Origin of the sequence: Streptomyces sparsogenes subsp. cuspidosporus, assembly GCF_039532705.1 — a bacterium.
Classification (GTDB): domain Bacteria; phylum Actinomycetota; class Actinomycetes; order Streptomycetales; family Streptomycetaceae; genus Streptomyces; species Streptomyces sparsogenes.
This window is the reverse complement of record NZ_BAAASD010000004.1, coordinates 207,819-231,404: the sequence shown is the minus strand read 5'-3', so window position 1 is coordinate 231,404 and position 23,586 is coordinate 207,819. Positions and strand designations below refer to the sequence as shown.

The 23,586-nt window shown below is 69.9% G+C and carries 20 protein-coding genes and 2 pseudogenes; 9 read left to right on the top strand and 13 right to left on the bottom strand.

Going from position 1 to position 23,586, the window contains the following annotated elements; translation table 11 throughout:
* Positions 1-101 precede the first annotated feature (101 nt).
* Positions 102-2,219 (bottom strand): glycoside hydrolase, encoded by a 2,118-nt coding sequence (locus ABFY07_RS07230; protein WP_428836875.1) that lies wholly within the window; start codon positions 2,217-2,219, stop codon positions 102-104.
* 581 nt (positions 2,220-2,800) lie between these two features.
* Entirely contained in the window at positions 2,801-3,847 is a 1,047-nt protein-coding gene (locus ABFY07_RS07225; RefSeq protein ID WP_346173744.1) for a LacI family DNA-binding transcriptional regulator, read from the bottom strand.
* 449 nt (positions 3,848-4,296) lie between these two features.
* Here ABFY07_RS07225 and ABFY07_RS07220 point away from each other — a divergent pair, with 449 nt between their 5' ends.
* Positions 4,297-5,718: a non-reducing end alpha-L-arabinofuranosidase family hydrolase gene (locus ABFY07_RS07220; protein ID WP_346173629.1), complete on the top strand. Its 1,422-nt coding sequence runs from the start codon at positions 4,297-4,299 to the stop codon at positions 5,716-5,718.
* A gap of 349 nt (positions 5,719-6,067) precedes the next feature.
* On the opposite strand, the gene ABFY07_RS07215 is transcribed toward ABFY07_RS07220, so the two are convergent.
* Both ABFY07_RS07215 and ABFY07_RS07210 read right to left on the bottom strand, forming a co-directional pair.
* Positions 6,068-6,595, bottom strand: coding sequence for a hypothetical protein (locus ABFY07_RS07215; protein ID WP_346173628.1), 528 nt, complete (start codon positions 6,593-6,595; stop codon positions 6,068-6,070).
* A pseudogene (locus ABFY07_RS07210) lies at positions 6,592-7,506 on the bottom strand (arginase family protein). Before ABFY07_RS07210 ends, ABFY07_RS07215 begins: the two are co-directional and overlap by 4 nt.
* A 107-nt stretch (positions 7,507-7,613) precedes the next feature.
* Between ABFY07_RS07210 and ABFY07_RS07205 the strand changes: the two are divergent.
* The gene (locus ABFY07_RS07205) at positions 7,614-8,276 is read left to right on the top strand and encodes a CGNR zinc finger domain-containing protein (RefSeq protein ID WP_346173627.1); all 663 of its coding nucleotides are present in this window, start codon (positions 7,614-7,616) and stop codon (positions 8,274-8,276) included.
* 237 nt (positions 8,277-8,513) lie between these two features.
* Here the strand turns inward: ABFY07_RS07205 and ABFY07_RS07200 are convergent.
* The 3 genes and pseudogenes from ABFY07_RS07200 to ABFY07_RS07190 form a co-directional block, all read right to left on the bottom strand.
* Positions 8,514-8,817, bottom strand: a pseudogene (locus tag ABFY07_RS07200) (hydantoinase/oxoprolinase family protein); the annotation flags it as partial.
* A gap of 53 nt (positions 8,818-8,870) precedes the next feature.
* Positions 8,871-9,548 (bottom strand): GTP cyclohydrolase I FolE, encoded by a 678-nt coding sequence (gene folE / locus ABFY07_RS07195; protein WP_346173626.1) that lies wholly within the window; start codon positions 9,546-9,548, stop codon positions 8,871-8,873.
* An 18-nt stretch (positions 9,549-9,566) separates the two neighbouring features.
* Positions 9,567-10,166: a TetR/AcrR family transcriptional regulator gene (locus tag ABFY07_RS07190; protein WP_346173625.1), complete on the bottom strand. Its 600-nt coding sequence runs from the start codon at positions 10,164-10,166 to the stop codon at positions 9,567-9,569.
* Positions 10,167-10,284: 118 nt separating this feature from the next.
* Between ABFY07_RS07190 and ABFY07_RS07185 the strand changes: the two genes are divergently transcribed.
* Together ABFY07_RS07185 and ABFY07_RS07180 are read left to right on the top strand one after the other, a co-directional pair.
* Complete coding sequence (locus tag ABFY07_RS07185; protein ID WP_346173624.1) at positions 10,285-11,034, top strand: SDR family NAD(P)-dependent oxidoreductase; 750 nt, start codon at positions 10,285-10,287, stop codon at positions 11,032-11,034.
* Positions 11,035-11,048: 14 nt separating this feature from the next.
* Entirely contained in the window at positions 11,049-11,798 is a 750-nt protein-coding gene (locus ABFY07_RS07180) for an SDR family oxidoreductase (protein WP_346173623.1), read from the top strand.
* A gap of 366 nt (positions 11,799-12,164) precedes the next feature.
* Here the strand turns inward: ABFY07_RS07180 and mgtA are convergent, their stop codons facing one another.
* Positions 12,165-14,918, bottom strand: a complete 2,754-nt coding sequence (mgtA, locus tag ABFY07_RS07175) for a magnesium-translocating P-type ATPase (RefSeq protein ID WP_346173622.1) — start codon at positions 14,916-14,918, stop codon at positions 12,165-12,167.
* A 252-nt stretch (positions 14,919-15,170) separates the two neighbouring features.
* On the opposite strand from mgtA, the gene ABFY07_RS07170 reads away from it, so the two are divergent.
* Positions 15,171-16,574, top strand: coding sequence for an FAD-binding oxidoreductase (locus tag ABFY07_RS07170; RefSeq protein ID WP_346173621.1), 1,404 nt, complete (start codon positions 15,171-15,173; stop codon positions 16,572-16,574).
* 233 nt (positions 16,575-16,807) lie between these two features.
* Here the strand turns inward: ABFY07_RS07170 and ABFY07_RS07165 are convergent, their stop codons facing one another.
* The 4 genes from ABFY07_RS07165 to ABFY07_RS07150 form a co-directional block, all read right to left on the bottom strand.
* Complete coding sequence (locus tag ABFY07_RS07165; RefSeq protein WP_428836865.1) at positions 16,808-17,086, bottom strand: SHOCT domain-containing protein; 279 nt, start codon at positions 17,084-17,086, stop codon at positions 16,808-16,810.
* 291 nt (positions 17,087-17,377) lie between these two features.
* Entirely contained in the window at positions 17,378-18,598 is a 1,221-nt protein-coding gene (locus ABFY07_RS07160; RefSeq protein ID WP_346173619.1) for a permease, read from the bottom strand.
* A 116-nt stretch (positions 18,599-18,714) separates the two neighbouring features.
* Positions 18,715-19,647 carry a hypothetical protein gene (locus ABFY07_RS07155; protein WP_346173618.1) on the bottom strand — a complete coding sequence of 311 codons (933 nt, stop codon included), beginning with the start codon at positions 19,645-19,647 and terminating at the stop codon, positions 18,715-18,717.
* Positions 19,648-19,751: 104 nt separating this feature from the next.
* The gene (locus ABFY07_RS07150; protein WP_346173617.1) at positions 19,752-20,180 is read right to left on the bottom strand and encodes a hypothetical protein; all 429 of its coding nucleotides are present in this window, start codon (positions 20,178-20,180) and stop codon (positions 19,752-19,754) included.
* Between the two features lie 183 nt (positions 20,181-20,363).
* Between ABFY07_RS07150 and ABFY07_RS07145 the strand changes: the two genes are divergently transcribed.
* Positions 20,364-20,699 carry an ArsR/SmtB family transcription factor gene (locus tag ABFY07_RS07145; RefSeq protein ID WP_346173616.1) on the top strand — a complete coding sequence of 112 codons (336 nt, stop codon included), beginning with the start codon at positions 20,364-20,366 and terminating at the stop codon, positions 20,697-20,699.
* Positions 20,700-20,701: 2 nt separating this feature from the next.
* Positions 20,702-21,418: a cation efflux transmembrane domain-containing protein gene (locus ABFY07_RS07140; RefSeq protein WP_346173615.1), complete on the top strand. Its 717-nt coding sequence runs from the start codon at positions 20,702-20,704 to the stop codon at positions 21,416-21,418.
* Positions 21,419-21,668: 250 nt separating this feature from the next.
* On the opposite strand, the gene ABFY07_RS07135 is transcribed toward ABFY07_RS07140, so the two are convergent.
* Positions 21,669-22,109, bottom strand: coding sequence for a GNAT family N-acetyltransferase (locus tag ABFY07_RS07135; RefSeq protein ID WP_346173614.1), 441 nt, complete (start codon positions 22,107-22,109; stop codon positions 21,669-21,671).
* Between the two features lie 303 nt (positions 22,110-22,412).
* Here ABFY07_RS07135 and ABFY07_RS07130 point away from each other — a divergent pair, with 303 nt between their 5' ends.
* Both ABFY07_RS07130 and ABFY07_RS07125 read left to right on the top strand, forming a co-directional pair.
* Entirely contained in the window at positions 22,413-22,919 is a 507-nt protein-coding gene (locus ABFY07_RS07130) for a DUF3995 domain-containing protein (protein ID WP_346173613.1), read from the top strand.
* Positions 22,920-23,023: 104 nt separating this feature from the next.
* Complete coding sequence (locus ABFY07_RS07125; protein WP_346173612.1) at positions 23,024-23,455, top strand: TetR family transcriptional regulator C-terminal domain-containing protein; 432 nt, start codon at positions 23,024-23,026, stop codon at positions 23,453-23,455.
* Positions 23,456-23,586: the final 131 nt, after the last annotated feature.

The following is a 23,586-nucleotide window of genomic DNA, read 5'->3' as shown; positions in this document are numbered from 1 at the left end:
TTTCCCGTGCTGGAGGGAGGGGCCCGGTCGTTCGGGAGGGACCTCGGCGCGGTGCGTGTCCCGGGGCTGATGTCCGCGCCGAGGTCGGTGTCTTCCCGTTGTCAGCAGGTGGAGTTGGTCTGGGTGAGCAGACCGAGGCGCCAGGGCAGGGAGTTGTAGTCACCGCCTGCGTTGGGGTTCATGCCCTGGTAGAGGTACTGCATCTTGCAGGGGTTGATGGTGAGGGTCTGGTCGTAGCCGGCGCGGATCAGCTCGCCGTGGCTGATGTCCCGGGTCCAGGCGCCGGAGGGGAAGCCGACGTTGCCGGCGCGGGCGAAGGGATTGTTCTCGGAGGCGGCGAGCGGTGTCCAGGAGCCGGCGAGGCTGCTGGAGGTCCAGGAGCGGAAGTAGCGCCGGCCGTCGGACCCGATGGCCTCGACGATGAGCAGGTACTGGTTGCTGCCCTGCACTTTGTACACGTTGCTCGCTTCGAAGAGCGCGTACTTGTTGGAGTCCTGGGCGGCGATGACGGTGTTGGTGAACCCGTTGGGGAACTGGGCGAGGGTGGTCTGCGAGCGGTAGAGGTGTCCGTTGTCGTCGGAGGAGAACAGGTAGCAGTTGGCGCTGTCGCAGATCACCCACATGTCGACCCAGTAGCCGTTGCCGATGTTCTGCTTGATGATGTCCGGCATGGAGGAGTAGAAGTTGCGCGGGGCGCTCCATCCGGCCGGGTTGCTGATGTCGGTGTTGGTGGAGTACGAGGCGTTTCCGGTCTGGTAGACCAGGTACCAGGTGCGCTGGGGTGCGAAGTAGAACACCTGGGGCGCGGCCCGGTATCCGCTGCCGATGCCGGTCCGGTCCAGGTAGTGGTGCGTGGCCGAGGCGGCCTGGGACCAGTCGCTGAAGCTGAGGTAGACCAGGCTGTAGCCGGAGGAGCTGGCGACGCTGGCGAACACGTGGTACTTGCCGTTGTAGTAGACCACGGTCGGGTCCTTGAGCCCGGCGATGTTGTGGGTGGAGTCCGGCTTGGGGGACATCAGGACCCCGCTGGAGCTCCAGCTGAAGCTGCCGGGCAGGGCGGCCGCCGAGCCGAGGGAGGCCGGGGTCTTCGCCGGGGCCTTCATCGGCTTCGGCGGGGTTTGTGCCGAGGCATTGGTCACGGTGTTCGCCGTGGCTTTCGCCGGGGTCTTCGCCGTGGGGGTGCCGCCCAGCGCGGACAGCGTCGCGTTGTAGGCGGGCTTCTTGTTGCCGCTGCCGTCGAAGAGCAGGGGCTTCTCCCCGGAGCGCCAGGAGTCGGTGTCCCGGATGCCCCAGACGGTGATGCCGTTGCAGCGGGCGACGTTCATGCAGGCCTTGACGGTGTTCGCGTACGCGGTCGTCGGCGCCTGCGCGATGTCCAGCTCGGTGATCTGTACGTCCACGCCGAGGGCGGCGAAGTTGGACAGCGTGGTCTGGAAGCTGGCGGGCGGGCCGCCGGTGCCGAAGTGGGCCTGGAAGCCGACGCAGTCGATGGGCACGCCCCGCGCCTTGAAGTCGCGGACCATGCGGTAGACGCCCTGGGTCTTGGCGTCGCTCCAGTTCTCGATGTTGTAGTCGTTGTAGCAGAGCTTGGCCGCCGGGTCGGCCGCCCGCGCGGTGCGGAAGGCCTGTTCGATGAAGCCGTCGCCCAGCAGGTTCTGGAACACCGAGGGGCGGTGCGCTCCGCTGCCGCCGTCGGCGAACGCCTCGTTGACCACGTCCCAGGCGTAGACCTTGCCCTTGTAGTGGGCCATCACGCCGTTGATGTGGTTGTTCATCACGGTGCGCAGCGTGTTCGCGTCGCCGATGGAGCTGACCCAGCTGGGCAGCTGGGAGTGCCACACCAGCGTGTGGCCGCGTACGCGCTGGCCGTGAGAGGTGGCGTGGTTCACGATCTGGTCGGCGGGGCCGAAGTTGAACGAGCCGCGGGAGCGTTCGGTGGTGTCCCACTTCATCTCGTTCTCGGGGGTGACCATGTTGAACTCGCGGTTCAGGATGGTCGAGTAGGTGCCGTCGCCGAGCTTGCCGGCGGCCACGGCGGCCCCGAAGTACCGCCCGGACTGAGCCGCCTGAGCGCCCAAGGTGGACGCCTGAAGGGAGGCGGAGGCGGAGTCAGCGGCGGTGGCGGTGGCGGGCGCGGCGGTCGCGGTGCCGGCCACCGCCATCACGCCGGCGGCCAGCAGACCTAACGCCGAGGTTCGGCGCCGACCGGGCGCCTTCATGACAGCCATGATTCTCCTTGTAGGTCGGGACCTTCTTTGTTGGGAGCGCTCCCAATGACGGCTGTGGTGCGATCGGCCATGTTTGAGGATGTCCGGGGGCCTGGGCGGCCGGCGTGCTCCTCCCTGGCGGACGTTCGTGCGATCGCCTGCTCAGGGCGCGACCTGCTCGAAGCGTGCGACTCCGACCGGGTCGCCGGTTGCCGTTCCGCGCAGGCGAGGGGGCGCGGCGGTGATCCGGCGGTCCGGCCGGGCGGGTGGGGGCATGGGGGGACTCCTGTGTCGGCTGGGGGCGGCTCCCCGAACGTCGCTGCCCGTGTGCTCGCACTGCGGCGCGGTGACGTACGGGAGCCTCACCGGATACGTCCTTCAGCGGTGGTCTGTGGGGCCGACACAAACCTGTCCGCCCGGACTGTTCGTTCGGGATGCCGAACGGTAATCGGAAGGTCGGACAAGCATGGATGATAGGCGGGCCGCACGGGACGTCAACACCCCGTGCGCCAACCAACTCGCCGATGGCCGATAAAGACTGTTCGGGTGTCCGGCACTCGGCTCGGGTGCCGGAAGGGCGCTTCCCTCGCCGTTCATCCGCGGGATGCGCGCCAGGGGCCGGTGCTCTCGCGGACGATGAGCGCGGGCTCGTCGCAGGGGTCGGGCGCGGGGGACGCGGGATCGAGCAGCCGGTGCAGCAGTCCGAAGCAGGTACGGCCGAGCCCCTCGAAGTCGGGTCGGACCGTGGTCAGCGCGGGCGCGAGGAAGGCCGCGACGGGTACGTCGTCGAAGCCGGCCACGCTCAGGTCACCGGGGATGTGGCGGCCGGCTTCGCGGGCCGCCCGCAGCACCCCGGCGGCCACGTCGTCGTTGCCGCACAGCACGGCGGTCACCGCCGGGTTCGCGACCAGTCCCCGAGCGGCGAGGTAGCCGGTACGCGGCGTCCAGCCGCCTTCCACCACGGGCGGCTCCGGTGCGCCGGCCGCGCGCAGCGCGTCCAGCCAGCCCTGTGTGCGCTGGGCCACGTCCGCGGTCGAGGAGGGCAGTGCCAGGTAGTGGACGGTGCGGTGGCCCAGGCCCAGCAGATGGCGGGTGGCGTGGGCTGCGGCGAGCCGGTCGTCCAGCCAGGCCTGGGGCCGACTGGAGACCGGCTCCTTGCCGGAGGGGCGCTCGACCGCGGCCACCACGGGTGTGTCGGCGGGCAGCAGCCGCAGGGCGCGCACCCCGGGGGCGTCGAAGGCGATGACCACGACGGGCTCGCCCGGGCGGGTGAGCCGGGCGCGTAACTCGGCTCGGTCCGGAAGGGCCTGGCGGTCCAGCACGCTGACCGCGACCGCGAACGAGGCGGCACGGGCGGCCTCTTCGATCCCGCGCAGTGTTGAGGCGGCCCCGTACAGACTCGTGTCGCTGGTGACGACGGTCAGCGAGCGGGCTGCCTTGCCCGCGAGCTCGCGGGCCGCGTGATGGGGCCGGAATCCGAGCGAATCGATGGCGGCTTCGACGCGGTGACGGGTGGTGTCGGCCACGGCCGCGTGGCCATTGATGACGCGGGAGACCGTCTGGTGGGAGACCCCGGCTTCCCGCGCGACATCGCGGATGGTCACGATGGGTGCGCCACCGGTGTCAGGGGCGGCGCCCATCAGGCTGCGCCGACGTGTGGGAAGGCGGAGGTAGCCGCTCGGCATGGCTGGCTCCTTGCTCCTTGCGGAGGCGGTTATGTGACCGGTCACTCAAGGGCGGGATCATCCGCTCGGTCATTGTGTGCGGTCGTCGGGCCTGATGGGACGGGAGGAGCCCGGTGAAATGTACGCTGCGCGAACTCTTGACACTTCGGTTTCCGAGGCCACAATCATCCGGTGCGCAGCTCCAACCCGTTCCATGTGCTTGCAGTCAACTGGTTGGGGCTGCGAACGTTTCGGCTTGCGAATTATGCAAGAAGTATTGACGCCGTTCACAGGTTCTCCCATCATCCACTTTGCTCGACACTTCGACCCTTGTTCGACATGGCGAACCAACTGCACCGCATGCCAGTCCGTAAAGCCCCGGTTGTTTCGACCGGAACCGCTTACTCAAGGATGACGAGGCTCCCATGCGCAGAAGAAGGTTCAGCCGCAGACGTCTGTCTGTGATGCTCGCCGCCGCGGTTGCGGCCCTGGTCTCGCTGGCGGCCACGCTCGTCGCCGGTCCGGCTCAGGCCGCCACCAGCGGCGCCTTACGCGGCCTTGGTTCCGGCCGGTGTCTCGATGTGCCGAACGCCGGCCAGGCCGAAGGCACGAACCTGCAGGTCTGGGACTGCCACGGCGGGACCAACCAGCAGTGGACGCTTACGGACAGCAACCAGCTCACGGTGTACGGCAACAAGTGCCTCGATGTCCCGGGCCACGCCAATACGGCCGGCGCCCGGCCGGTGATCTGGGCCTGCAACGGCGGTACGAACCAGCAGTGGCGGATGAACTCCGACGGCACGGTCGTCGCCGTGGAGTCCGGACTGTGCCTGGACGTGTCGGGCGGCGCCACGGCCAACGGCACGGCGGTGCAGCTCTGGAACTGCACCGGCGGCGGCAACCAGAAGTGGACCGGCCTGTCCGGAGGGGGCACCACGTGTTCGCTTCCGTCGACCTACCGGTGGACGTCGACCGGTGCGCTGGCCCAGCCCGCGAACGGGTGGAACTCGCTGAAGGACTTCACCAACGTGGTGTACAACGGCAAGCACCTGGTCTACGGCTCGAACGTGTCGGGCGGGACGTCGTACGGCTCGATGGCGTTCAGCCCCTTCACGAACTGGTCGGACATGGCGTCGGCAGGCCAGACCGGGATGAGCCAGTCCGCGGTGGCGCCCACGCTGATCTACTTCTCACCCAAGAACACCTGGGTGCTGGCCTCCCAGTGGGGTGCATCGCCCTTCATCTACCGCACCTCCAGCGACCCCACCAACCCCAACAGCTGGTCCGCGCCGCAGCCGCTGTTCACCGGCAGCATCCCGGGAGGCGGCCCGCTCGACCAGACCCTGATCGCTGACGACAAGAACATGTACATGTTCTTCGCCGGCGACAACGGCAACATCTACCAGGCGAGCATGCCGATCAGGGACTTCCCGGGCAGCTTCGGCTCGTCGTACAAGACGGTCATGACCGACACGAGGAACAACCTGTTCGAGGCGCCGGAGGTCTACAAGGTCCAGGGCCAGAACCAGTACCTCATGATCGTCGAGGCGATCGGCACCAGCGGGCGCTACTTCCGCTCGTTCACCGCCTCCAGCCTGAACGGGCCGTGGACCCCGCAGGCCGCCACCGAGTCCAACCCCTTCGCGGGCAAGGCCAACAGCGGTGCCACCTGGACCAACGACATCAGCCACGGTGACCTGGTCCGCAACAACCCCGACCAGACCAAGACAATCGACCCCTGCAACCTGCAGTTCCTCTACCAGGGCCTGTCGCCCGCCTCCGTCACCCCGGGCATGCCCTACAACGAGCTGCCCTGGCGGCCGGGCGTGCTTACCCTGCAGCGCTGACCAGCGCGATCCACGGTGATCGCGACGTGGTGCGGTCCGCCCGACGCGTAGACGAGCGGTTTACGACGTGGGCGACTCCACCCGCTGACCGATACTCACCGCCTTGAGGATCCCCAGCCGCGCGTCGGCTGGGGGTCCTCTCTTGCGTGGACTTCCATCCTGGGTACGGACCGAAGCGGGAAGGGACCGAAGCACACCAGCACCCCCACGCTCAGGAGGCAGCGCCCGACTGCTGAGCGTGGGGGTGCTCTGGGGCCTCGCCTCCGGTGCCGTAACGGGGGGGTGTCGCCCGTGCCTGCCCTTTCGCCCGCGAGTCATGAGAGATCCTCGTCTGGTCGGAGGACGTCTTTCATCCCGGTTCCTGAGTGGCTTCCAGGCGGCGGGCGTCGGCCTCTTGGTCGAGCCGCCAGGTGTGCCCGCCGTCGGTCGATCGTTCGTTTCGCCAGTGGAAGGCGGCTGCGGTGATGTCGGTGAAGACCCAGCGGACGATTTCGCCGCCTGCGGCGCGTTCCATGACGATCTCATCATCGATCTGACGGGCGTACATGTGCACCAGGTCGCCGCGGGCGGTGCCGTGGAAGGTGAAGCGCCACAGTTGCAGGCGCGGATCCCAGATTCGTACGCACAGGCCGCACTCCTGGTCCGGAGCGCGACCTGAGGCGAGGAGTTCCTCGTGCCCGGGCCATCGCCAGACGTCCAGGACCGCTCTGCCTTCCAGGGCGTAGCCGAACTCCCATTCGCCGCTGACGTGGCGGGCCGGTGAGCCGTCGGTGGGGTAGTAGGTGATCCGGGTTGCCCAGTGTCCGGCCAGGCGTCCGAACTGCTTCATCTCGGTCGCGTACAGGTTGCTGGGGCCGTTGGCGAGCAGCGTCTTCATGCGCGTGTCGCCTCCATGGTCGCAAGCGGGGCCAGGGCGGAGGCGAGGCAGTCGACGATGGGAGCGGCGTACGCGCCGTCCGGGTCGAGCTCCGGGTCGTAGACGGCGACGTCGAGCCCCGCCACCCGGCCGGTGCCGGCCAGGGTCGAGGTGAGTTCGGAGAGCTGGGAGAAGTCCAGGCCGGGACGGCCCGGGGAGTCCACCGCGGGCAGGACGCGTTCGTCGAGCACATCGAGGTCGAGGTGGAGCCAGACGCGGTCCAGTCCACGCTGCTCCAGGCGGCTGATGACCCGCTCGCCCAGACGGGCGATGCCGATCTGCTGGATCTCCTGGGCGGTGAATCGGGTGACCGGGGGTATCTCCTCGTGCTCCCGGTCACCGATCTGGATCACGTCCTCGTCGGCGACCAGCGGCCGGCCCACCTCCGGCCAGTGGGTGAGCAGCAGTTCACCGCGGCCGGTGGCCAGGGCCAGATCCATGCCGGCCACCGAGCCGAGGGTCGAACCGGCGTCGTAGTTTCCGGGGTGCCGGAAGTCGCTGTGCCCGTCGAGGTGAACCAGGCCGCAGTGTCCCTAGCTTCGGGCCCCCAGCAGGCACCCCAGCAGGATGCTGCAGTCGCCGCCCAGCACGACCGGGAACCGGGAGGCGGCGAGTGCGGCCCGGACCGCCTCGCCGAGCCGCAGTGTCTGCTCGCGGATGGTCACCCCGTTGCGGATGCGGGTCGCGGGCTGCGGGTCGAAGTCGTACGGCGGACGGTCGAGCTCCACCGTCCGGGCCGGCCGCAGCCGTGCCTCCAGCCCTGCCGACAGCAGCGCTTGGGGGGCGCGCCAGGTTCCGGGCTCGCGCCCCGGCGCCGGTGGTCGCAGGCCGAGATTCCAGGGGGCCGCGATGAGCTCGACGGCAGCAGTCATGGCGTCGCCTTTCAATCGTGAGGCATTCCAACCGGATAAAATCCAACCGGATAAAATCAGTACACTGGTTGGATGGAGCGAGGCAAGCCCATGAAAGGAGGTCATGCGTGACGGGAACCATCCAGGCTCACGCCTTCAGGCCCCGTGACCTGGTCGGCGGGCACATCGTCATCGACCTGGTGAACACGGTCACCGCTCGTGACGCGGAGCCGATCGACTGGCTCGACGGCTACCCGCGCCTGCTGGAGTGGGCCGCCCTCACTGGTCAGTTCGCCCCCGCCGCCCTCGCCGACTTGCGACGGCTGGCCGAGACCGAGCCCGGCAGGGCCGCGTCGGCCCTGGAGCACATCCGCGAGCTGCGCGAGGCGCTGTACGACCTGATCACGGCCCTGCTCGACCACGACGCCGCGGCTGCTGAAGGCGCGGTCGGTCAGGTTGAGAATCATTGGAAGCAGGCGGTCGCCAGTGCGCGTCTCGTCGTCCGCGGGACCACGCCGCAGCCCCAGGTCGGCATGGAGACATCGGGGCTCGAGTACCTCCGTCACGAACTCGCCCTGCAGGCGTTCGACCTGCTGCGGTCGCTGCCGCTGGACCGCACCCGCGTCTGCCCTGGTCTGCGATGCGGCTGGGTGTTCATCGACGGCTCCCGAGGCGGCCGCCGCCGGTGGTGCGACATGGCCACCTGTGGGAACTCGGCCAAAGGCCGAACTCACTACCAGCGGAAACGCCAGACCGCGAGCCCGCAGGGCCACCAGCGGCCGCCCGGCTGACGGTAGATCGAAGCAGCCTGTGCGTGGGGGACGCCCCGGAGGCGCGTCGACCGTGCCGACGTACACCTCGACCACCAGCGGCCGCGACCGGTGCCGGGTTGGCAGCCCGGTGGCGAGCCCGCCGTCCCGCTCTATGACGCGGACCTGCGCCGGGTCGGGGTTCATGCGGCGCCCGAACTCCTCGGCTGCCTGGGCCCATCGGCGCAGGACCAGGGGATCACGCCCCTCGTGGGTGGGCGTCCCCGCCGGCAGTCCCACCGCGGGCGCCGGCACCCCGTCGTCGCCGTACGAGGTGGCGTCCCGCACCGGCGAGGCGAGCGCCTCGCCGGCCGCGCCCACGGTCGTCGTCCTCACCCGCGCGTCGGACACCCCGAGCCGCACCACCCCAGCCGCGTCCACGACCCGCACGGGTCGCCGCAGTGCGCGCAGCCGACGCGACGCCGTGGGCCGCGGCGCCCTGCGCGACGACCGCGCGCTCGGCCTCGACACGCACGGCGAGGACCTGTTCCCGGGGGGCGCCGGGGGTGATGCGCTCGACCTGGCCGGGAGGGGCTCGTTCCCCCTGGCGCGCGCGCCTCAGGAGGGTTACGCCGGTCAGGAGGTTGCGCCGGTCAGAGCGAGGAATTCGCTGCGGGAGCGGGCGTCCGAACGCAGCAGGCCGAGCAGGGTGGAGGTCATGGTGCTGGAGCCGGTGGCCTGGACGCCGCGCAGGGTCATGCAGGAGTGCTCGGCCTCGATGACCACACCGACGCCCTTGGGCTCCAGACGGGTCTGCAGCCAGTCGGCGACCTGCTTGGTCAGGCGTTCCTGTACCTGGGGTCGGCAGGCGAAGTGCTCGACGACGCGCGCCAGCTTGGACAGGCCCAGGATCCGGGCGCCGGGCAGGTAGCCGACGTGGGCGGTGCCGAGGAACGGCAGCAGGTGGTGTTCGCAGACGCTCCGGACAGGTATGCGGCGGGCAAGGACGAGTTCGTCGTAGCCCTCGTCGTTGGGGAAGGTGGTCAGGTCGAAGGCGCGCGGGCTGAACAGTTCGGCGTACGCGCGGGCCATCCGGCCCGGTGTGCCGCGCAGGCTCTCCGAGTCGGTGGGGATGCCGAGCGCGGTGAGGAAACCGCCGTCCAAGAGGACGGGCGGGCCCTGTGCGGTGCTGCCGTCAGGCCGGCCGGCCGTCGTCCACCACATCGTGGTGTCCGCCGGGAGCTTGACCTCGTCGTCGGTCTGGGCGAGCTCGTCCCTGCCGAGCAGGACGCGGCCGTACGCCGGGATCCGCACGGCCTCCGAGCGGTCCGCTCACGCCCGCAACCCGTCCACTGCCGCGTCGATCGCCGCCAGGGCCGCCGTCTTGTCGAGCCCTGCCCTCGATACGAGGGAGAGGCCCTGGACGATATAGAGCAGGAGTTGCGCCTGGGCCTCTGGAGAGCAGGTGTCCGTGACTTCTCCGGCGGCCTGTGCGCGACGGAGTGCGCCGGCGACGATGTCGGTGAACCGGAGGTACGAGCGGGCGACGATCTCCGTGGCTTCGCTGTCCTGGGGGACGAGTTCGGCGGTCGTGTTGCCGACCAGGCAGCCCTGCGGCACGCCCCGGTCGGAGATCAGTTCGTCCAGCCGCACGGGATGGGTCAGGATCTCGCGCAGGGCGGGCAGGAGCGGGCTGGTGTCGAGCGCGCTCACGAGGTGCCGTTCGTACACCTGCCAGTAGAGCCTGACGGCTTCGAGGTAGAAGCGGCGCTTGTCGCCGAATGCGCCGTAGAGGCTGCCGCGCTCGACGGCCAGTGCGTCGACCAGGTCCTGGATCGACGTCGCCCCGTATCCCCGGGACCAGAACAGTTCGAGTGCGCGCTCCAGCGTCTGTTCCCTGTCGAACTCGCGGGGGCGTCCGGTTCGTGCCACGGGCTCGATACTACGACTTCTTGACTAGGCGTTCAAGAAGTCGTAGCTTCCGTTGCGGCACTTCTTGAACGGATGCACAGAAGTCGGCCGCTCACCGGCCGGCATGGAGGGCGGAGCAATGGAGTTCGCAGGCAAGACGGCACTCGTCACCGGATCGGGCAGGGTCGGGGGACTCGGGCACACAACGGCCAAGGTGCTGGCCGCGGGCGGAGCCGACCTGATCCTGACCGGCACCGATCCGCAACGGGGCGCCCAGGTCGTGGAAGACCTCCGCGCAGCCGGTGGCGAGTCCGCCGGGACGGTGCGTTTCATCGCTGCCGATGTGTCCGACCCGGAGGGTGTGCGAAAGCTGGTCGAGGGCGCCGGAGCCGTCGACATCCTGATCAACAACGCGAGCGTGATGACGTTCTCCCCGACCACCGCGCAGGACCCGGCGAGCTACGACGCCGCCTTCGCGGTCAATGTGCGTGGCCCGTTCCTGCTCACCGCCCTGCTCGCGGAGAAGATGGCCGCCAACGGCGGCGGCAGCGTCGTCAACGTCAGCTCCACCGCGGCCGGCCTCGGCATGCCGGGCATGGCCGTCTACGGCGCCACCAAGGCGGCGCTCGAATCGCTGACCCGTACCTGGGCGGCGGAGTTCGCCGAGTGGAACATCAGGGTCAACGCCGTCGCTCCTGGCCCCATGCGCACGTCGAAGGTGGTCGCGGCAATGGGGCCGGACATGGGGGGCATGGGCCTGGCCACCGCGCTCAAGCGCACCTCCGACCCGGTCGAGGTGGCCCACGTGATCGCCTTCCTCGCCGGCGACCGGGCCAGTTACATGACCGGGGCCGTCGTGGCCGCCGACGGTGGCCGCACCGCAATCTGAAGAGAGACGGAACAATGGATCGCCTTGCGGGAAAACACGCACTGATCACAGGGGGAACGAGCGGCATCGGCCTGGCAACGGCCCGCGAATTCCTCGCCGAGGGAGCGACTGTCGCCATCACCGGCCGCTCGCGGGAAAAGCTGGACCAGGCAGCCCGGCAGTTGGACGGCCCGCTGCTGACCATCGCCAGTGACGCCGGCGACGTACCCGGCCAGGCGGCGCTCGCCGCGCGGCTCCGGGAGGAGTGGCCGAAGCTCGACATCCTGATGAGCAACGCCGCCGACGTCACCCACCTCCCGATCGAGGCATGGACGGAGGAGGCGTTCGACAGGCTCCTCGCAACCAATCTCAAGTCGCCGTTCTTCCTGATCAGGGACCTGCTACCGCTCTTCTCGCAGCAGTCCTCGGTCATCCTCGTCGGCTCGGTCTCCGCGTACATCGGACACGGGAACGCGACGGTCTACGGCGCGGCCAAGGCGGGCCTGCTCTCCTACACGCGCGGGCTGACCTATGAGCTGAAGGACCGGGGCATCCGCGTCAACGGACTGAGCCCGGGCCCGACGATCACCAACGTGTTCGCGCCCCTCGGCCCCGAGCGCCAGGCCGCCCTCTACGAGGAACTCCGGCAGACCGTGCCTCTCCACCGCCTGGGAACCGCCACCGAGCTGGCGAAGGCGGCGGTCTACCTCGCCTCAGACGAGTCCGCCTACACCGCAGGGACGGTGCTGCGCGTCGATGGGGGCATCGGGCAGCTCGCGTACTAGGGAGGGTCTCCTGGCCCACTGGGCAGCCGACGGTACCTAACGCCATTGATGTGCACCGCGCCGTGTGAACGGTGACGCTCACAGCCCATAGGTTCACCGTCACGGGTGATGCAGCGAGCAAGAGAGCCTGCCTGACAACCGCCACGTGGCTGCGTGACCGTGTCGATGGCCGCCGTGGGGCGGGAGGCAGAGCGGAAGGAACCGTGCGCATCGCCGTGGAATCCGCGACTGACCCGGCGTGAGCGAAGGATCGCTGTGCGGGCTTCTCAACTCTTCGGTCGGCGGCAACCGCCCGCGCTACTGGGGCTCCCTCACCTGCGCGACGGCAAGATCCAAAGGGCGCGCCGTCGTCAGCCCCACGGTGGATCACTGAGTGGCTCTCGGCCGCGGCAGCCGGGTGACGGTGCTGAACCGCGCTGCCCGGCGGCGCAGGTGCCGGTGGCCGAGGGCCGGCCGGGGCGGTATCGATGGGGGCGCGGCCCTGTAGAAGATCCTCTTGCCGATCTCGACGAGGACGAGGTAGACGACGACCATGCCGGCCACCGTGGCGAAGAAGACGGTCGGAAGAAGCTGGAAGCCGAGGACATGGGCCAGCGGGGTGACCGGCAGGGCGGCACCAAAGGCAACGACACCCAACGCGGTCAGTGTCAGGGGCAGGCTGGGGCGGCTGCGCCAGAAGGGGATGCGGCGGGTGCGGATAGCGAAGATCACCAGGGTCTGTGTGGCGAGTGATTCCACGAACCAGCCGGTGTGGAACTGGGCGGCGTCGGCGTGGAAGACACCCAGCATCACCGCGAAGGTCAGGAAGTCGAACAGCGAGCTGATCGGTCCGAAGCACACCATGAAGCGCCGGATGAAGGCGATGTCCCAGTGCGCCGGCCGACGCACCTGCTCCTCGTCGGCCTCGTCGGTGGGGATGGCCAGTTGGCTGCTGTCGTACAGAAGGTTGTTGAGCAGGATCTGCGAGGGCAGCATCGGCAGGAAGGGCAGGAACAGGGAGGCGCCGGCCGCGCTGAACATGTTGCCGAAGTTGCTCGAGGTACCCATCAGGACGTACTTGATGGTGTTGGCGAAGATCCGCCGTCCCTCAGTGACGCCGTCGGCCAGGACACCGAGGTCCTTCTCCAGAAGGATCACGTCGGCGGCGTCCTTGGCCACGTCCGTGGCCGAGTCCACCGAGATGCCCACGTCGGCGGCGTGGAGCGCGAGGGCGTCGTTGACGCCGTCGCCGAGGAAGGCGACATCGCCGCCGGTCCGCCGCTGGATGCGCACGATGCGGGCCTTGTGCTCGGGGCTGACGCGGGCGAAGACAGTGGTGTTCCGGGTGGCGGTGGCGAGCTGGTCGTCGTCCAGGGTGTCCAGGTCGTTCCCGGTCAGAACGCCGGCGTCGGTCAGCCCCAGGTCGTGGCAGACCTTGGCGGCCACGGCGGGGTTGTCGCCGGTGACGATCTTCACCGTGATGCCCAGCGTGTCCAGCCGCCGCAGCGCCGCGGCCGCGTCGGATTTGGGCGGGTCGAGGAACACCAGCAGACCGGCCAGGGAGAGGTCGTGTTCGTCGGCGGCCGTCAGGGTGCCGGCGGCCGGAGCGGGGCGGGTCGCCACCGCCACGACGCGGTTGGCGGCGGCGAACTCGGCTTCCAACGCCCGACGGGCCGTCTCCGGCACCTCCGTGCAGCGTTCCAGCACCGTCTCGGGGGCACCCTTGGTGATCAGCACGGTGACACCGTCGGGATCGGTGACCGTGACGGAGACCATCCGGCGCTCATGGTCGAAGGGCAGGATCCCCACGCGCTTCCGACCGCCGAGCGCCGACCGCTCCGAAGCGGCAGCCGGGGACTCCCACAATGCGGCGTCCAGCGGGTTGCCGCCCACCGGCCGGCCCTGGTCGTCGACCTCCGCCTCCGTGCACAGCAGCCCCAGGCGCAGCACCTCCTCCGCCGACGTACCGTCGACCGGCACGGCCCGCATGAAGTCGATGCGGCCTTGCGTCAGCGTCCCGGTCTTGTCGGTGAACAGCACATCGACGTCCCCGAGGTCCTCGATGCACACCAGGCGCTTCACCAGCACCTTGCGCCGGCTCATCCGCCGCGATCCCGCGGCCAGGCTGGTGGAGACCACGGCCGGCAGCAACTGCGGGGTGATGCCGACCGCGATGGCGAGCGAGAACAGCAGCGCGTCGATCAGCGGCCTGTGAAGCGCCACGTTGATGACGAAGATCGACGTGGTCAGTGCCCCCGCCACATACACCAGCAGCATCGAGAACCGGCGCAGCCCCACCTGGAACTCGGTCTCCGTCTGATGACCACTCAGCCCAGCGGCGATCTTCCCGAACTCGGCCTCCGCGCCGGTGGCGACCACCACCCCACGGCCGCTTCCGGAGTGCACCACGGTGCCCATCAGGGCGCATCCGGACAACTCCGCCAGCGCCGTGCCGGCCCGCACGGGAGCGGTGTCCTTGACGACCGGCAGGGACTCACCGGTCAACACCGACTCGCTGCACTCCAGCCCGGTGACCTGGAGCAGCCGCAGATCCGCAGGCACGATGTCGCCCAGCCGCAACTCCACCACGTCACCCGGAACCAGGCCCGTGACCTCCACCTCCTGCGGACGGCCGTCGCGCAGCACGACCGCCCGGTGACGGACCTTCGCGTGCAGCGACTGGGCGGTCTTCTCCGCCCGGTACTCGTTGACGAAGCCCAGACCGACGGACAGCGCCACGATCACCCCGATGATCAGCGCATCGCTGCGCTCACCGACGAAGGAGGAGACAACGGCGGCGGCCAGCAGCAGACCCAGCAGTGGTGACCGCATCTGGTGCCACAGGACCAGCCACACCCGGGCTCGGTGCGAGTGGACCGCGTTGGGCCCCCAGCGCCTCAGCCGCCGTGCCGCCTCGTCCGACGACAGACCACCTTCGGTCGCCCCCAGATCACGCAACGCCTCCGCAGCGGGCCGGGTGGCCGCGGCGGCGGCACCCCCGGTGGCCGGCGGGCGCGTCGGCACGGTGGCCGTCACCGTCGCCGGCCAGTCCCTGAGGCCCTGCACTCCGCCACGGCGGAACACGTCGGCGCGGAGCTGGACGGGCGTGGGGGAGCGGCCACCGGACAGGGGCACGGACATGGCCGCGCATGAGCTGACAGCGGCATCACAGACCCACCCTTGCCGTTCTCCGCTCGCGTCCCAAGGGCCATGCGGCCCCCTCCGCCGGGACCTGCCTCCCGGGATGACTCCGCCGACCGACCTATCGACTGGCCAGGGCTTCCCGGACGGCCGGCTTCGTGCCGGACTTCGCCGCACATGCGGGGGCGTCCGTTCCGGCATAGCGTGGAAGGCAGGGTGGCTCGCGTCGCGTGCCTGGGAGAGGTGAGGCCCATGCCGAGCGAGCAGACAGAGGCACAGGAACGAGCCCTGGTCGAACGGCTCCGGTCCTCACTGCGCGGTGAGGTGATCGATCGCCGTCACCCCGGCTACGACGAGGCACGGGCCGTATGGAACGGGCTGATCGAGCGCCGACCCTCCGTGATCGCCCGGTGCGCCGGGACGGCCGACGTCGTCGAGGCGGTGGCGGCCGCGCGCGAGCACCGGCCGGTTGTGAGCATCCGCGGTGGCGGGCACCAGGTCGCGGGGAGCGCTGTGTGCGACGACGGTCTGGTGATCGACTTGTCGCACATGAAGGGCGTGCACGTCGACCCCTCGGCCCGCGCCGCACGCGCCCAGGCGGGCGTGACCTGGGGCGAACTGGACCGTGAGACCCAGCTGCACGGGCTGGTCACGCCTGGCGGGGAGATCTCTGCGACCGGGATCGCCGGTCTCACGCTCGGCGGCGGCCTCGGGTTCGTGATGCGGACGTTCGGGTTGAGCTGCGACAGCGTCCGGTCACTGGAGATCGTCACCGCGGACGGCAAGGTGCGCACGGCGAGCCGGGAGGAGGAGTCCGACATGTTCTGGGCGGCGCGTGGCGGGGGCCGGGGCCTGGGCGTCGTCACATCCTTCGAGTTCGACCTCCATCCGCTCGGTCCGGACGTGGCCGTAGTGCTGGTTCTCCACCCGTACGAGCGCGCCGAGGAAGTGCTGCGGGCTTGGCGGGACGCGACGTACACTGCGCCGGATACGGTCACGCCGGAGATCCTGCTCTGGAGCGTCCCCGCCGACCCCGCGATCCCGCAGCAACTTCATCGATCGAATTGCGTGATGGCCGGCGCCGTGTACGGTGGTCCGCCGGACGACGGCGCCACTGCCGCGCTGGCGCCGCAGCGCGAACTGGGCCCGCCGCTCATGGACCTGAGCGGAACCGTGCCCTACGTCATGTTGCAGAGCGCGAACACCTGGCGGTTCCCCGACGGCGAACGCTACTTCATGAAGTCGCACTTCGCGGAGGAGCTGACGGACGAGGCCATCCGGACACTGGTGGACTGGGACTCCCGGCGGCCGACTCCGGAGAGTCTGATAGTCATCCGCACCCTGGGCGGCGCTGTGGCGCGCGTGGGTCCCGATGACAGCGCGTTCGCGCACCGGTCCGCGCGCTACAACGTGAGCATCGACGCGGGCTGGCAGGACCCCGCGCTGGACGAGACCGCGATCAGGTGGGCGCGCTCGGCATGGGAAGCGATGAAGCCGTTCTCGAGCGGTGGGGCGTACGTCAACTTCGCCGGCTTCGGCGAGGACGCGAGCGAGCTGCGGGGCGCGGTCTTCGGCTCGCACGAGGAGCGGCTCGAGCGCATCCGCGCCGCCTACGATCCGGAGGGCCTGTTCGCACCAGCCGCGCGCAGGCCGTGAACCGGCCGTACCGCCGGGGCGTGCGCGGAGGACCTGCCGCAGATCGCCGCTGAGGCACTCTCGGCCGGTCTGGACACTCGCCATGCCGCAGGAGCCGCGTGGCCGAAGAGGCCGGTGCCGGCCAGCACCATGGACGCCGGTGCTGGCCAGCACCATGGTGGTCGCGCTGCCCAGCACCAGTGCGGTGGCCGCCCCGGCGATGATCAATCATGTGCTGCGCCGGCGGTCCGGGTTCACCGGTGCTCCCGCAGCAGCGCGAGCCGTCGTTTGTACTCGTCTTCGTCGATTTCCCCGCGAGCGAACCGCTCGGCCAGCAGGTCCTCGGCCCGTCTGCTTCCCCATCCCGGTTCACCGGACGAGGGAGGCCGTTCGGACTGGCGGTCGTGAGGCGCGCCACTGAAGTAGCGGACGAGCGCGACGATGCCGAAGATCACCAGCGCCCAGAACAGCACCATGAACACGGCCATGAAGAACCAGCCGCCCCAGCCCCAGCCACCGTCGTACCAGATCACGCCGATCACCCTCTCTCGGCCCGCCTACGGCTGTGAGAGCTGTCCTCTTCCAGGATGACGCGGTGCGACGTCTGCGAAGAGGGCCTACCGGCCCTCGCCCAGGGGCCGGTAGGCCGTGCGGGCGATCGGGTGGCTTGGGGCGTGCCGGGCAGCTGGACCGGTTTGCCGTCCGGGCTGGGTATCACGCACGGCAGGGTGGCAGTCACAGACCTACTCCAGCATGCCTGTGGCGGTTCAGGGACCGGCCCGTGGGCAGAGCTGGTCCTCCGCCCGGGGGTGGAGGACTGCTCTTCAATTGTGGTGCCCGCCGTGCGTGTCTCCTGGTTGCTGCCCGCGCTGCTGATGGCCGGCGTGGTCGTGGCCGGGGTGGTCGTGGCCGGTGTCGGGTGAGCCGCCCATCATGCGCAGCATGGACAGCCCGCCGGTCCGGATGAAGCGCACCAGGAGCACGGCGGCAAGGAGGAGGAAGGCGATGTTGAGCCAGGTGGTGTAGTTCCAGCTCAGGCCCTCCATGGGGACCCTCGCGTCGGCCTGGTCGGGGATCAGGCCGAGCCCGCCGAAGGCGAATTCGACGATGTACCCGGCGAGGACCGTCGCCACGTAGAAGGTGCCGAGCAGGAAGGCGGCCGTCCTGACGCCGTAGTACTTCCGGTAGATGTTGAGGATCGGCAGGATCAGCAGGTCGGCGAAGATGAACGCCACCACGCCGCCGAAGCTGATGCCGCCCTTCCACAGCACCACCGCCAGCGGCACGTTGCCGATGGAACACACGAATGAGGCGATCGCTACCAGCGGGCCGACGACCGGGCCCCACAGCTTGGCAGCCAGGGGGTGGCCGTCGAAGAAGAAGGCGCGCCAGAAGGAGTCGGGAACCCAGGCGGCGATGGCCCCGGCGATGAGCAGGCCGACGACCAGGTCGCGCAGGATCGCCGCCCACTCCATGACGAACACGTGGCTGGTGGCGGTGAAGCCGTCGGGGGAGAACAGGCGCCGAGCGAAGGGGCCCTCACGGTGGACGGACATGTCCATCGAGGCGTGCCCCTCCATCGACCCGGCCAGTCCCCGTTCTGCCTGCTCGCGGGCGGCGCGCAGAAGTTTGTCCCGCAGGAAGACGCGGAACAGGACCGACAGCAGGATGATCATGATCGGGCCGCCGACGAATTCAGCGGCAGTGAACTGCCAGCCCATCAGCAAAGCCAGGATCACGCCGAGCTCGACGACCAGGTTGGTGGAGGCGATCTCGAAAGACATCGCCGCGGTGAAGTTCGCACCCTTGCGGAACAGCGAGCGGGCCAGCGCGACGGCCGCATACGAGCAGGACGAGGACGCCGCGCCCAGGCCGGCGGCGACGGCGAGGGTGCGGGGTCGGTCATCGCCCAGGAGCGAGACGACGGTGGACTTGCGGACCACGCCCTGGACGAGCGCGGACAGGGCGAAGCCCAGAATCAGGGCCCAGGTGATCTCCCAGGTCATGGACCCGGCGATCGACAGTGCGTGCAGTACGGCGTGCATCTGTGAAGCCTTACTCCGTGAGGTGCGGCCCGCTGCCTGCGGACACGCCCTGTGCGGGGTGCGCGTCCGGCGGGCCGGGCTGCGGGACGCCGCCAGGGGCGGCGCCCCGCCGGGGCTCAGCCGACGCGCAGGGTCAGAGCGGCGGTGTGGAGCTTGCCGCCCGTCTGGAACTGCAGGAAGAGCCGCCAGTTGCCGGAGGTGGGCAGCTCGGCGTGGAAGGACAGGTCCGGGCCGCCGTTGTCGCCGGTCACCTTGGTGGTCGGGTGGAGGTGGGCGAACGCGGCGTCGCCTTCGTGGAAGGCGGTCAGGTGGGCATAGGTGTCCAAGTAGGGCTCGAGGTCGGTGACAGGCTTTCCTTCTTTGGTGATTGAGACGGTCAGCGGCTGCGCCATGCCTGCCATGGGCTCGCCCTTGACGGTGACGGTGTACCCGTCGGCCTCCGTGCCGGTGGCCGGTGCGGGCAGCGGGGTCTTCGCTGCGTTGCCGGGCACCGTGACGGCGCGGGAGAGCACGAAGTCCGCGCCCCTGCCCGTGCCCGTGCCCGTGTTCGGGGTGAAGGAGGCGAACACACGCCAGGAGCCCGGGGCGAGGGCGGACAAATCCGCACTCCAGGTGCCGTCGGCGGCCATGGTCGGGTGGACGTGCTGGAATCCGGTCAGGTCGGAGCGGATCGCGTAGAAGTGCATCCGCTTGGTCTGGTCGACAGCGAACTCGGTGACCGGCTTGCCGTCCGGGCCGGTCACCGCGAACCGGTACGCGGCCGGTTTGCCGGCCGGCAGCGTGGTGTCCTTCGAGGTGAGGCGGTAGCCGCCCTGGCTGTCGGACAGGCCGTTGCCGGAAGCCATGTGGTCCATGCCGGGCATGTCACCCATCGAGGGCGACGCGCTGGACGAGGACGCTGCGGAGGACGTGCTGCCGTGGTCCCTGCCCGGCATGGGCGAGGAGCCGCTGGAGGAACCACAGGCGGCCAGGGCCAGCGCGAGAGCGGCCGTGGCGCCGGCCGCGGCGATCGCGCGGCGGCGCGCGATGAGACGGGAAGAGGAGATCATCGAAGTGGGGATCTTTCCGGGTGGGCGCACCACACCGGTGGCGCGCGGAGAGGGACAGGGCACAGGGCCGGTCCCGGCCGGGGCCGGGTCTCGGCGCGTTCCTGTCACGTCCGCGCGATGCACGCCTGAAGCAGATGATCTCGTCCGCCGGCCGGCGGGCCGCGCAGCCCGCTCCCGCCCAGTGCCCGCAGCCCGGCGGGCGTCCATGCGGCCGGCACCGTGACGGCGGCCACGGCGAGGAGGCCGGGCACCGGCAGAGGCATCCGCTCGGGGACCGGGATCGCCGCACACAGCGCCCCAGGCATCCCGGTGGCCTGGAGGGCGGGGTCCTGGTGACGCGAGGCGGTCGCGTGAGCCGTGGTCGTCGAGGAGGCGCCGGGGCCGGCCGCCACCGGTGCGGATGCAGGCATGGAGCTGTGGCAGCCCTCGGCGGCACTCGCCGGGGAGCCGTGCATGAGGAACAGGCCGAACACCACCGCGCACACCGCAGGCAGCCGGGCGATGCCCCGCCTGCCCGCATGCCCGCCACCCATGTCGCGTCCCTCTCGCCCTCGCCGTTCGGCGCGTCGCCTGTGATCGTCCATCTCACCATACCGGGGCGGGGTATCGACTGCCTCGGGTGCGTTCGCCGGAGGCGCCGGGCGTATCGCTCACCGCCTCTCGCGAGCGATGATCCACGTTTCTGTGAATTCAGGATTCCGTGTACTGTCGTGTGCGTGCTGACTGTTGCCCCCGACATCGAGGTACTGGCCCGCTTCGGCCGTGCGCTCGCCGACCCGATCCGGTGCCGCATCCTGCTCGCCCTGCGCGACGCCCCCGCCTACCCGGCCCACCTCGCCGACACGCTCGGCATCTCGCGGACCCGGCTGTCGAACCACCTGGCGTGTCTGCGCGACTGCGGCCTGGTCGTCACCGTGCCCGACGGTCGCCGCACCCGCTACGAGCTGGCCGACGAACGTCTGGGCCACGCGCTGGACGACCTGCGTACCGCTGTGGTCGCGGTCGAGACCGACCGCACCTGCCCGGACGCCGGCGAGAAGGGCTGCTGCTGACCGTGACCGCCGAGATATCGCTGTCCGCGGGCCCCTGCCCTGCCCGCCGTGACGCGCTCACCCGCCGGATACGTCTGCTCGTCACCGCGACCATCACCTATAACGTCATCGAGGCGATCATCGCCATCACCGCCGGCACGATCGCCTCCTCCACCGCCCTCATCGGATTCGGCCTGGACTCCGTCATCGAGGTCTCCTCCGCCGCCGCGGTCGCCTGGCAGTTCTCCGCCCGCGATCACGCCGTGCGCGAGGCACGGGAGAAGACCACCCTGCGGATCATCGCCGTCTCCTTCTTCGCGCTCGCCGCCTACGTCGCCGTCGACGCCGTCCGCTCCCTGGCCGGCACCGGCGAGGCCGAGCGGTCGATCCCCGGCATCGTGCTCGCCGCCGTATCCCTGGCCGTGATGCCGTTCCTGTCCGCCGCTCAGCGCGCGGCCGGCCGCGAACTCGGCTCCGCCAGCGCGGTCGCCGACTCCAAGCAGACCCTGCTGTGCACCTACCTGTCCGCCGTGCTGCTGCTGGGCCTGCTCCTCAACGCCATGCTCGGCTGGTCCTGGGCCGACCCGATCGCCGCCCTCGTCATCTCCGCCGTCGCGGTGAAGGAGGGCCACGACGCCTGGCAGGGCAAAGGCTGCTGCGGACCCACGACCGCGGCGGCGCCCGCCGACGCCGAGACGGACTCCGGTGGCTGCCGCCCCGGCTGCGACTGCTGCGCCTGACCCCACGCAACGCACAAAGTGGGCCCCGGCGCCAGCCAGGACCCACTTCGCGTTCAAGATCATGCGCGCAGAACGGCTGCCCCGCTGCTCCGCGAGCACCGGGCCCAGCTACCTGCACGGGTTCCTCACCGGCTCGCCGAACTGGCGCGGAAAACCCCGGCTCGAACGTCTTGCTGCACTGGCCGGACGCCCGCCCGAACTGCTGGGGCGAGTCTTCCAGGCAGTATGGGCCGTGGCTTCACCTATCGGGTCACAGGGCGATGAGTCCGGCGTTCGTCGGCTGAAATCCGCAGGCGTCAAAGTAGAACGGCCGGTGTTCGTCGTCGAAGTCTACGTGCAGCCACTCGCACCCGGCTGCCCGAGCACCGCGTACGGCTTCCGCGACGAGGCTTGTGCCGACGCCCCGGCGCTGGAACTCCCTGTCGACCAGCGTGTCCAGGACGAAGGCGTGCACGCCACCGTCCCAGGCGACGTTCACGAATCCGACAAGTCGACCGCCCGCCTTGGCCTCCCCCGGCGCACCGCCCTTGCCGACTCCCTCGGTTTCCCTGGCCACGACCCACCCGAGGCTGTGCCGCTGCACCTGCTCCCACCAGCCAATGGGCAGCGTCGAATGACCGAACCCTTGACTGTGCAGGGCGTTGAGGGTGCCATCGTCGAAGTCGCCGCGCCATTCGTATGTGACCTGCATGCGCCGATCGTAGTGGTCTCTCGCAGGCCACCCGGCGCGGTCCCAAGGGCTGTCCCATAGCTGATCTTTGAGGATGCCGGTTCCGGGTCCGTCGGACTGCTCGCAGCTCGGACGCCGAGAGGTAGCTCTCGTGGTGGAGGCGGATCCCCCGTGTGGATGACGCACAGTCTTCGCGGTGCGGACCATGCTCGAGTCATGTCAGTCATGCGTTCCTTGGACGCGACAGAACATTCCGTCCCGTGCCGGAAGGTCCGCCTCTGCCTGAGCAGGTGGCCTGGATACGCCGCTGCGGCATGGGGGTTCTTGTTCGCGGTACCCAGTTTCTTCTGGGCGACGGGCCATACCTTCGGCGCGCAGTCGACGGTGTCGCCATCGTTGGTGAAACTCGCTCGCGACGGAGTGCCGTGGTTCCTGACCGTCCTGGTGGTCACTGGCTTCCTGAAGCTCTTTGGGGCACTGGTCGGCATCGGCTTGACGCGGCCGCGAGGCTCGCGGATCAGCCGACTCATGGTGTTCTGCGGCGGTGGCGCGGCGATCCTGCTCACGTGGCATGGCGGCCTCTTCGTCGTCCACGGTGTGCTGGTCGAGGCTGGTGCCATCTCTGTTGAGCCGGATCTGGCTGCGCTGACTGGTTGGTACCTCTACCTGTGGGGACCGTGGTTCATCATCGGCGGCCTGGCCTTCGCCGGGGCTACCGCACTGTATGTCCGCCAACGCGATGACCGGCGCAAGCTGCGGCTCTACGGCGCCGTGGGCGCGCTGGGTGCCCTGGTCCTGTCCGTGGCCTCGACGGCTACCGGGATCGGTTGAGAGCTGTCACGCAACTGCTGGTCACGGGTGCGAGATCTCGTGGTGGCTGGTGTGATCACGGCATCGGAGCCGGCCCGGACCGCTCCGTTCACAGCCATACGGTGATGTACCGGCCCAGCCCGGCCGTCGGCGACGCGGTCATCCACCAGGCTGTTGGCGCCCGCCTGCGCCGGGTCCGCGAGCCCGGCGTCGACAGCCCCCTCCGCGTCTTCCAGCGCTTCTATACCCTCATCTCGGGTACCGAGTTCGACAAGATCAGCAAGCTCTGGCTCAACGCTCGGCATCTGTCGCGGTACCGCCCAGCGCTCCACGACCGGGTCGTCAGCCAGGAGCTGCGCTGGTGCCACCGCATCGACCAGATCATCGCGCAAGGAGTGCGGGAGGGGGCATTCCGCTGCGCCGACCCGTGGAGCGCCGCCGTACGGGTCCTGGCCGTGGTCGACGGAGCCGGCGCGTACATCAACACCAGCACCGACCGCCGCGTGGAGCCGCTGGCGATCTGGTCCGCACACTCGCGGAAGCGGAACTGGGCCTGACGCCCGGCGGTCTGAAGCAACCTCCCCGATGCCCGCCGGAGTGAGCACCCGCGGCTACGCCGACATCCCCGCGCGGGGGTACGATCCCCACCGCGGCCGCCACTTCAAGCCCCAGCGCCTCCATGAGGACC

What these genes read in the sequence shown, in the direction of transcription:
- ABFY07_RS07215 (WP_346173628.1), bottom strand. Translation starts at nt 6,595, where the DNA reads ATGAAGACGCTGCTCGCCAACGGCCCCAGCAACCTGTACGCGACCGAG.
- ABFY07_RS07185 (WP_346173624.1), top strand. Translation starts at nt 10,285, where the DNA reads ATGGAGTTCGCAGGCAAGACGGCACTCGTCACCGGATCGGGCAGGGTC.
- ABFY07_RS07125 (WP_346173612.1), top strand. Translation starts at nt 23,024, where the DNA reads ATGTACCGGCCCAGCCCGGCCGTCGGCGACGCGGTCATCCACCAGGCT.
- ABFY07_RS07170 (WP_346173621.1), top strand. Translation starts at nt 15,171, where the DNA reads ATGCCGAGCGAGCAGACAGAGGCACAGGAACGAGCCCTGGTCGAACGG.
- mgtA (WP_346173622.1), bottom strand. Translation starts at nt 14,918, where the DNA reads ATGTCCGTGCCCCTGTCCGGTGGCCGCTCCCCCACGCCCGTCCAGCTC.
- ABFY07_RS07230 (WP_428836875.1), bottom strand. Translation starts at nt 2,219, where the DNA reads ATGAAGGCGCCCGGTCGGCGCCGAACCTCGGCGTTAGGTCTGCTGGCC.
- ABFY07_RS07220 (WP_346173629.1), top strand. Translation starts at nt 4,297, where the DNA reads ATGCGCAGAAGAAGGTTCAGCCGCAGACGTCTGTCTGTGATGCTCGCC.
- ABFY07_RS07135 (WP_346173614.1), bottom strand. Translation starts at nt 22,109, where the DNA reads ATGCAGGTCACATACGAATGGCGCGGCGACTTCGACGATGGCACCCTC.
- ABFY07_RS07155 (WP_346173618.1), bottom strand. Translation starts at nt 19,647, where the DNA reads ATGATCTCCTCTTCCCGTCTCATCGCGCGCCGCCGCGCGATCGCCGCG.
- ABFY07_RS07150 (WP_346173617.1), bottom strand. Translation starts at nt 20,180, where the DNA reads ATGGGTGGCGGGCATGCGGGCAGGCGGGGCATCGCCCGGCTGCCTGCG.
- ABFY07_RS07225 (WP_346173744.1), bottom strand. Translation starts at nt 3,847, where the DNA reads ATGGGCGCCGCCCCTGACACCGGTGGCGCACCCATCGTGACCATCCGC.
- ABFY07_RS07180 (WP_346173623.1), top strand. Translation starts at nt 11,049, where the DNA reads ATGGATCGCCTTGCGGGAAAACACGCACTGATCACAGGGGGAACGAGC.
- ABFY07_RS07160 (WP_346173619.1), bottom strand. Translation starts at nt 18,598, where the DNA reads ATGCACGCCGTACTGCACGCACTGTCGATCGCCGGGTCCATGACCTGG.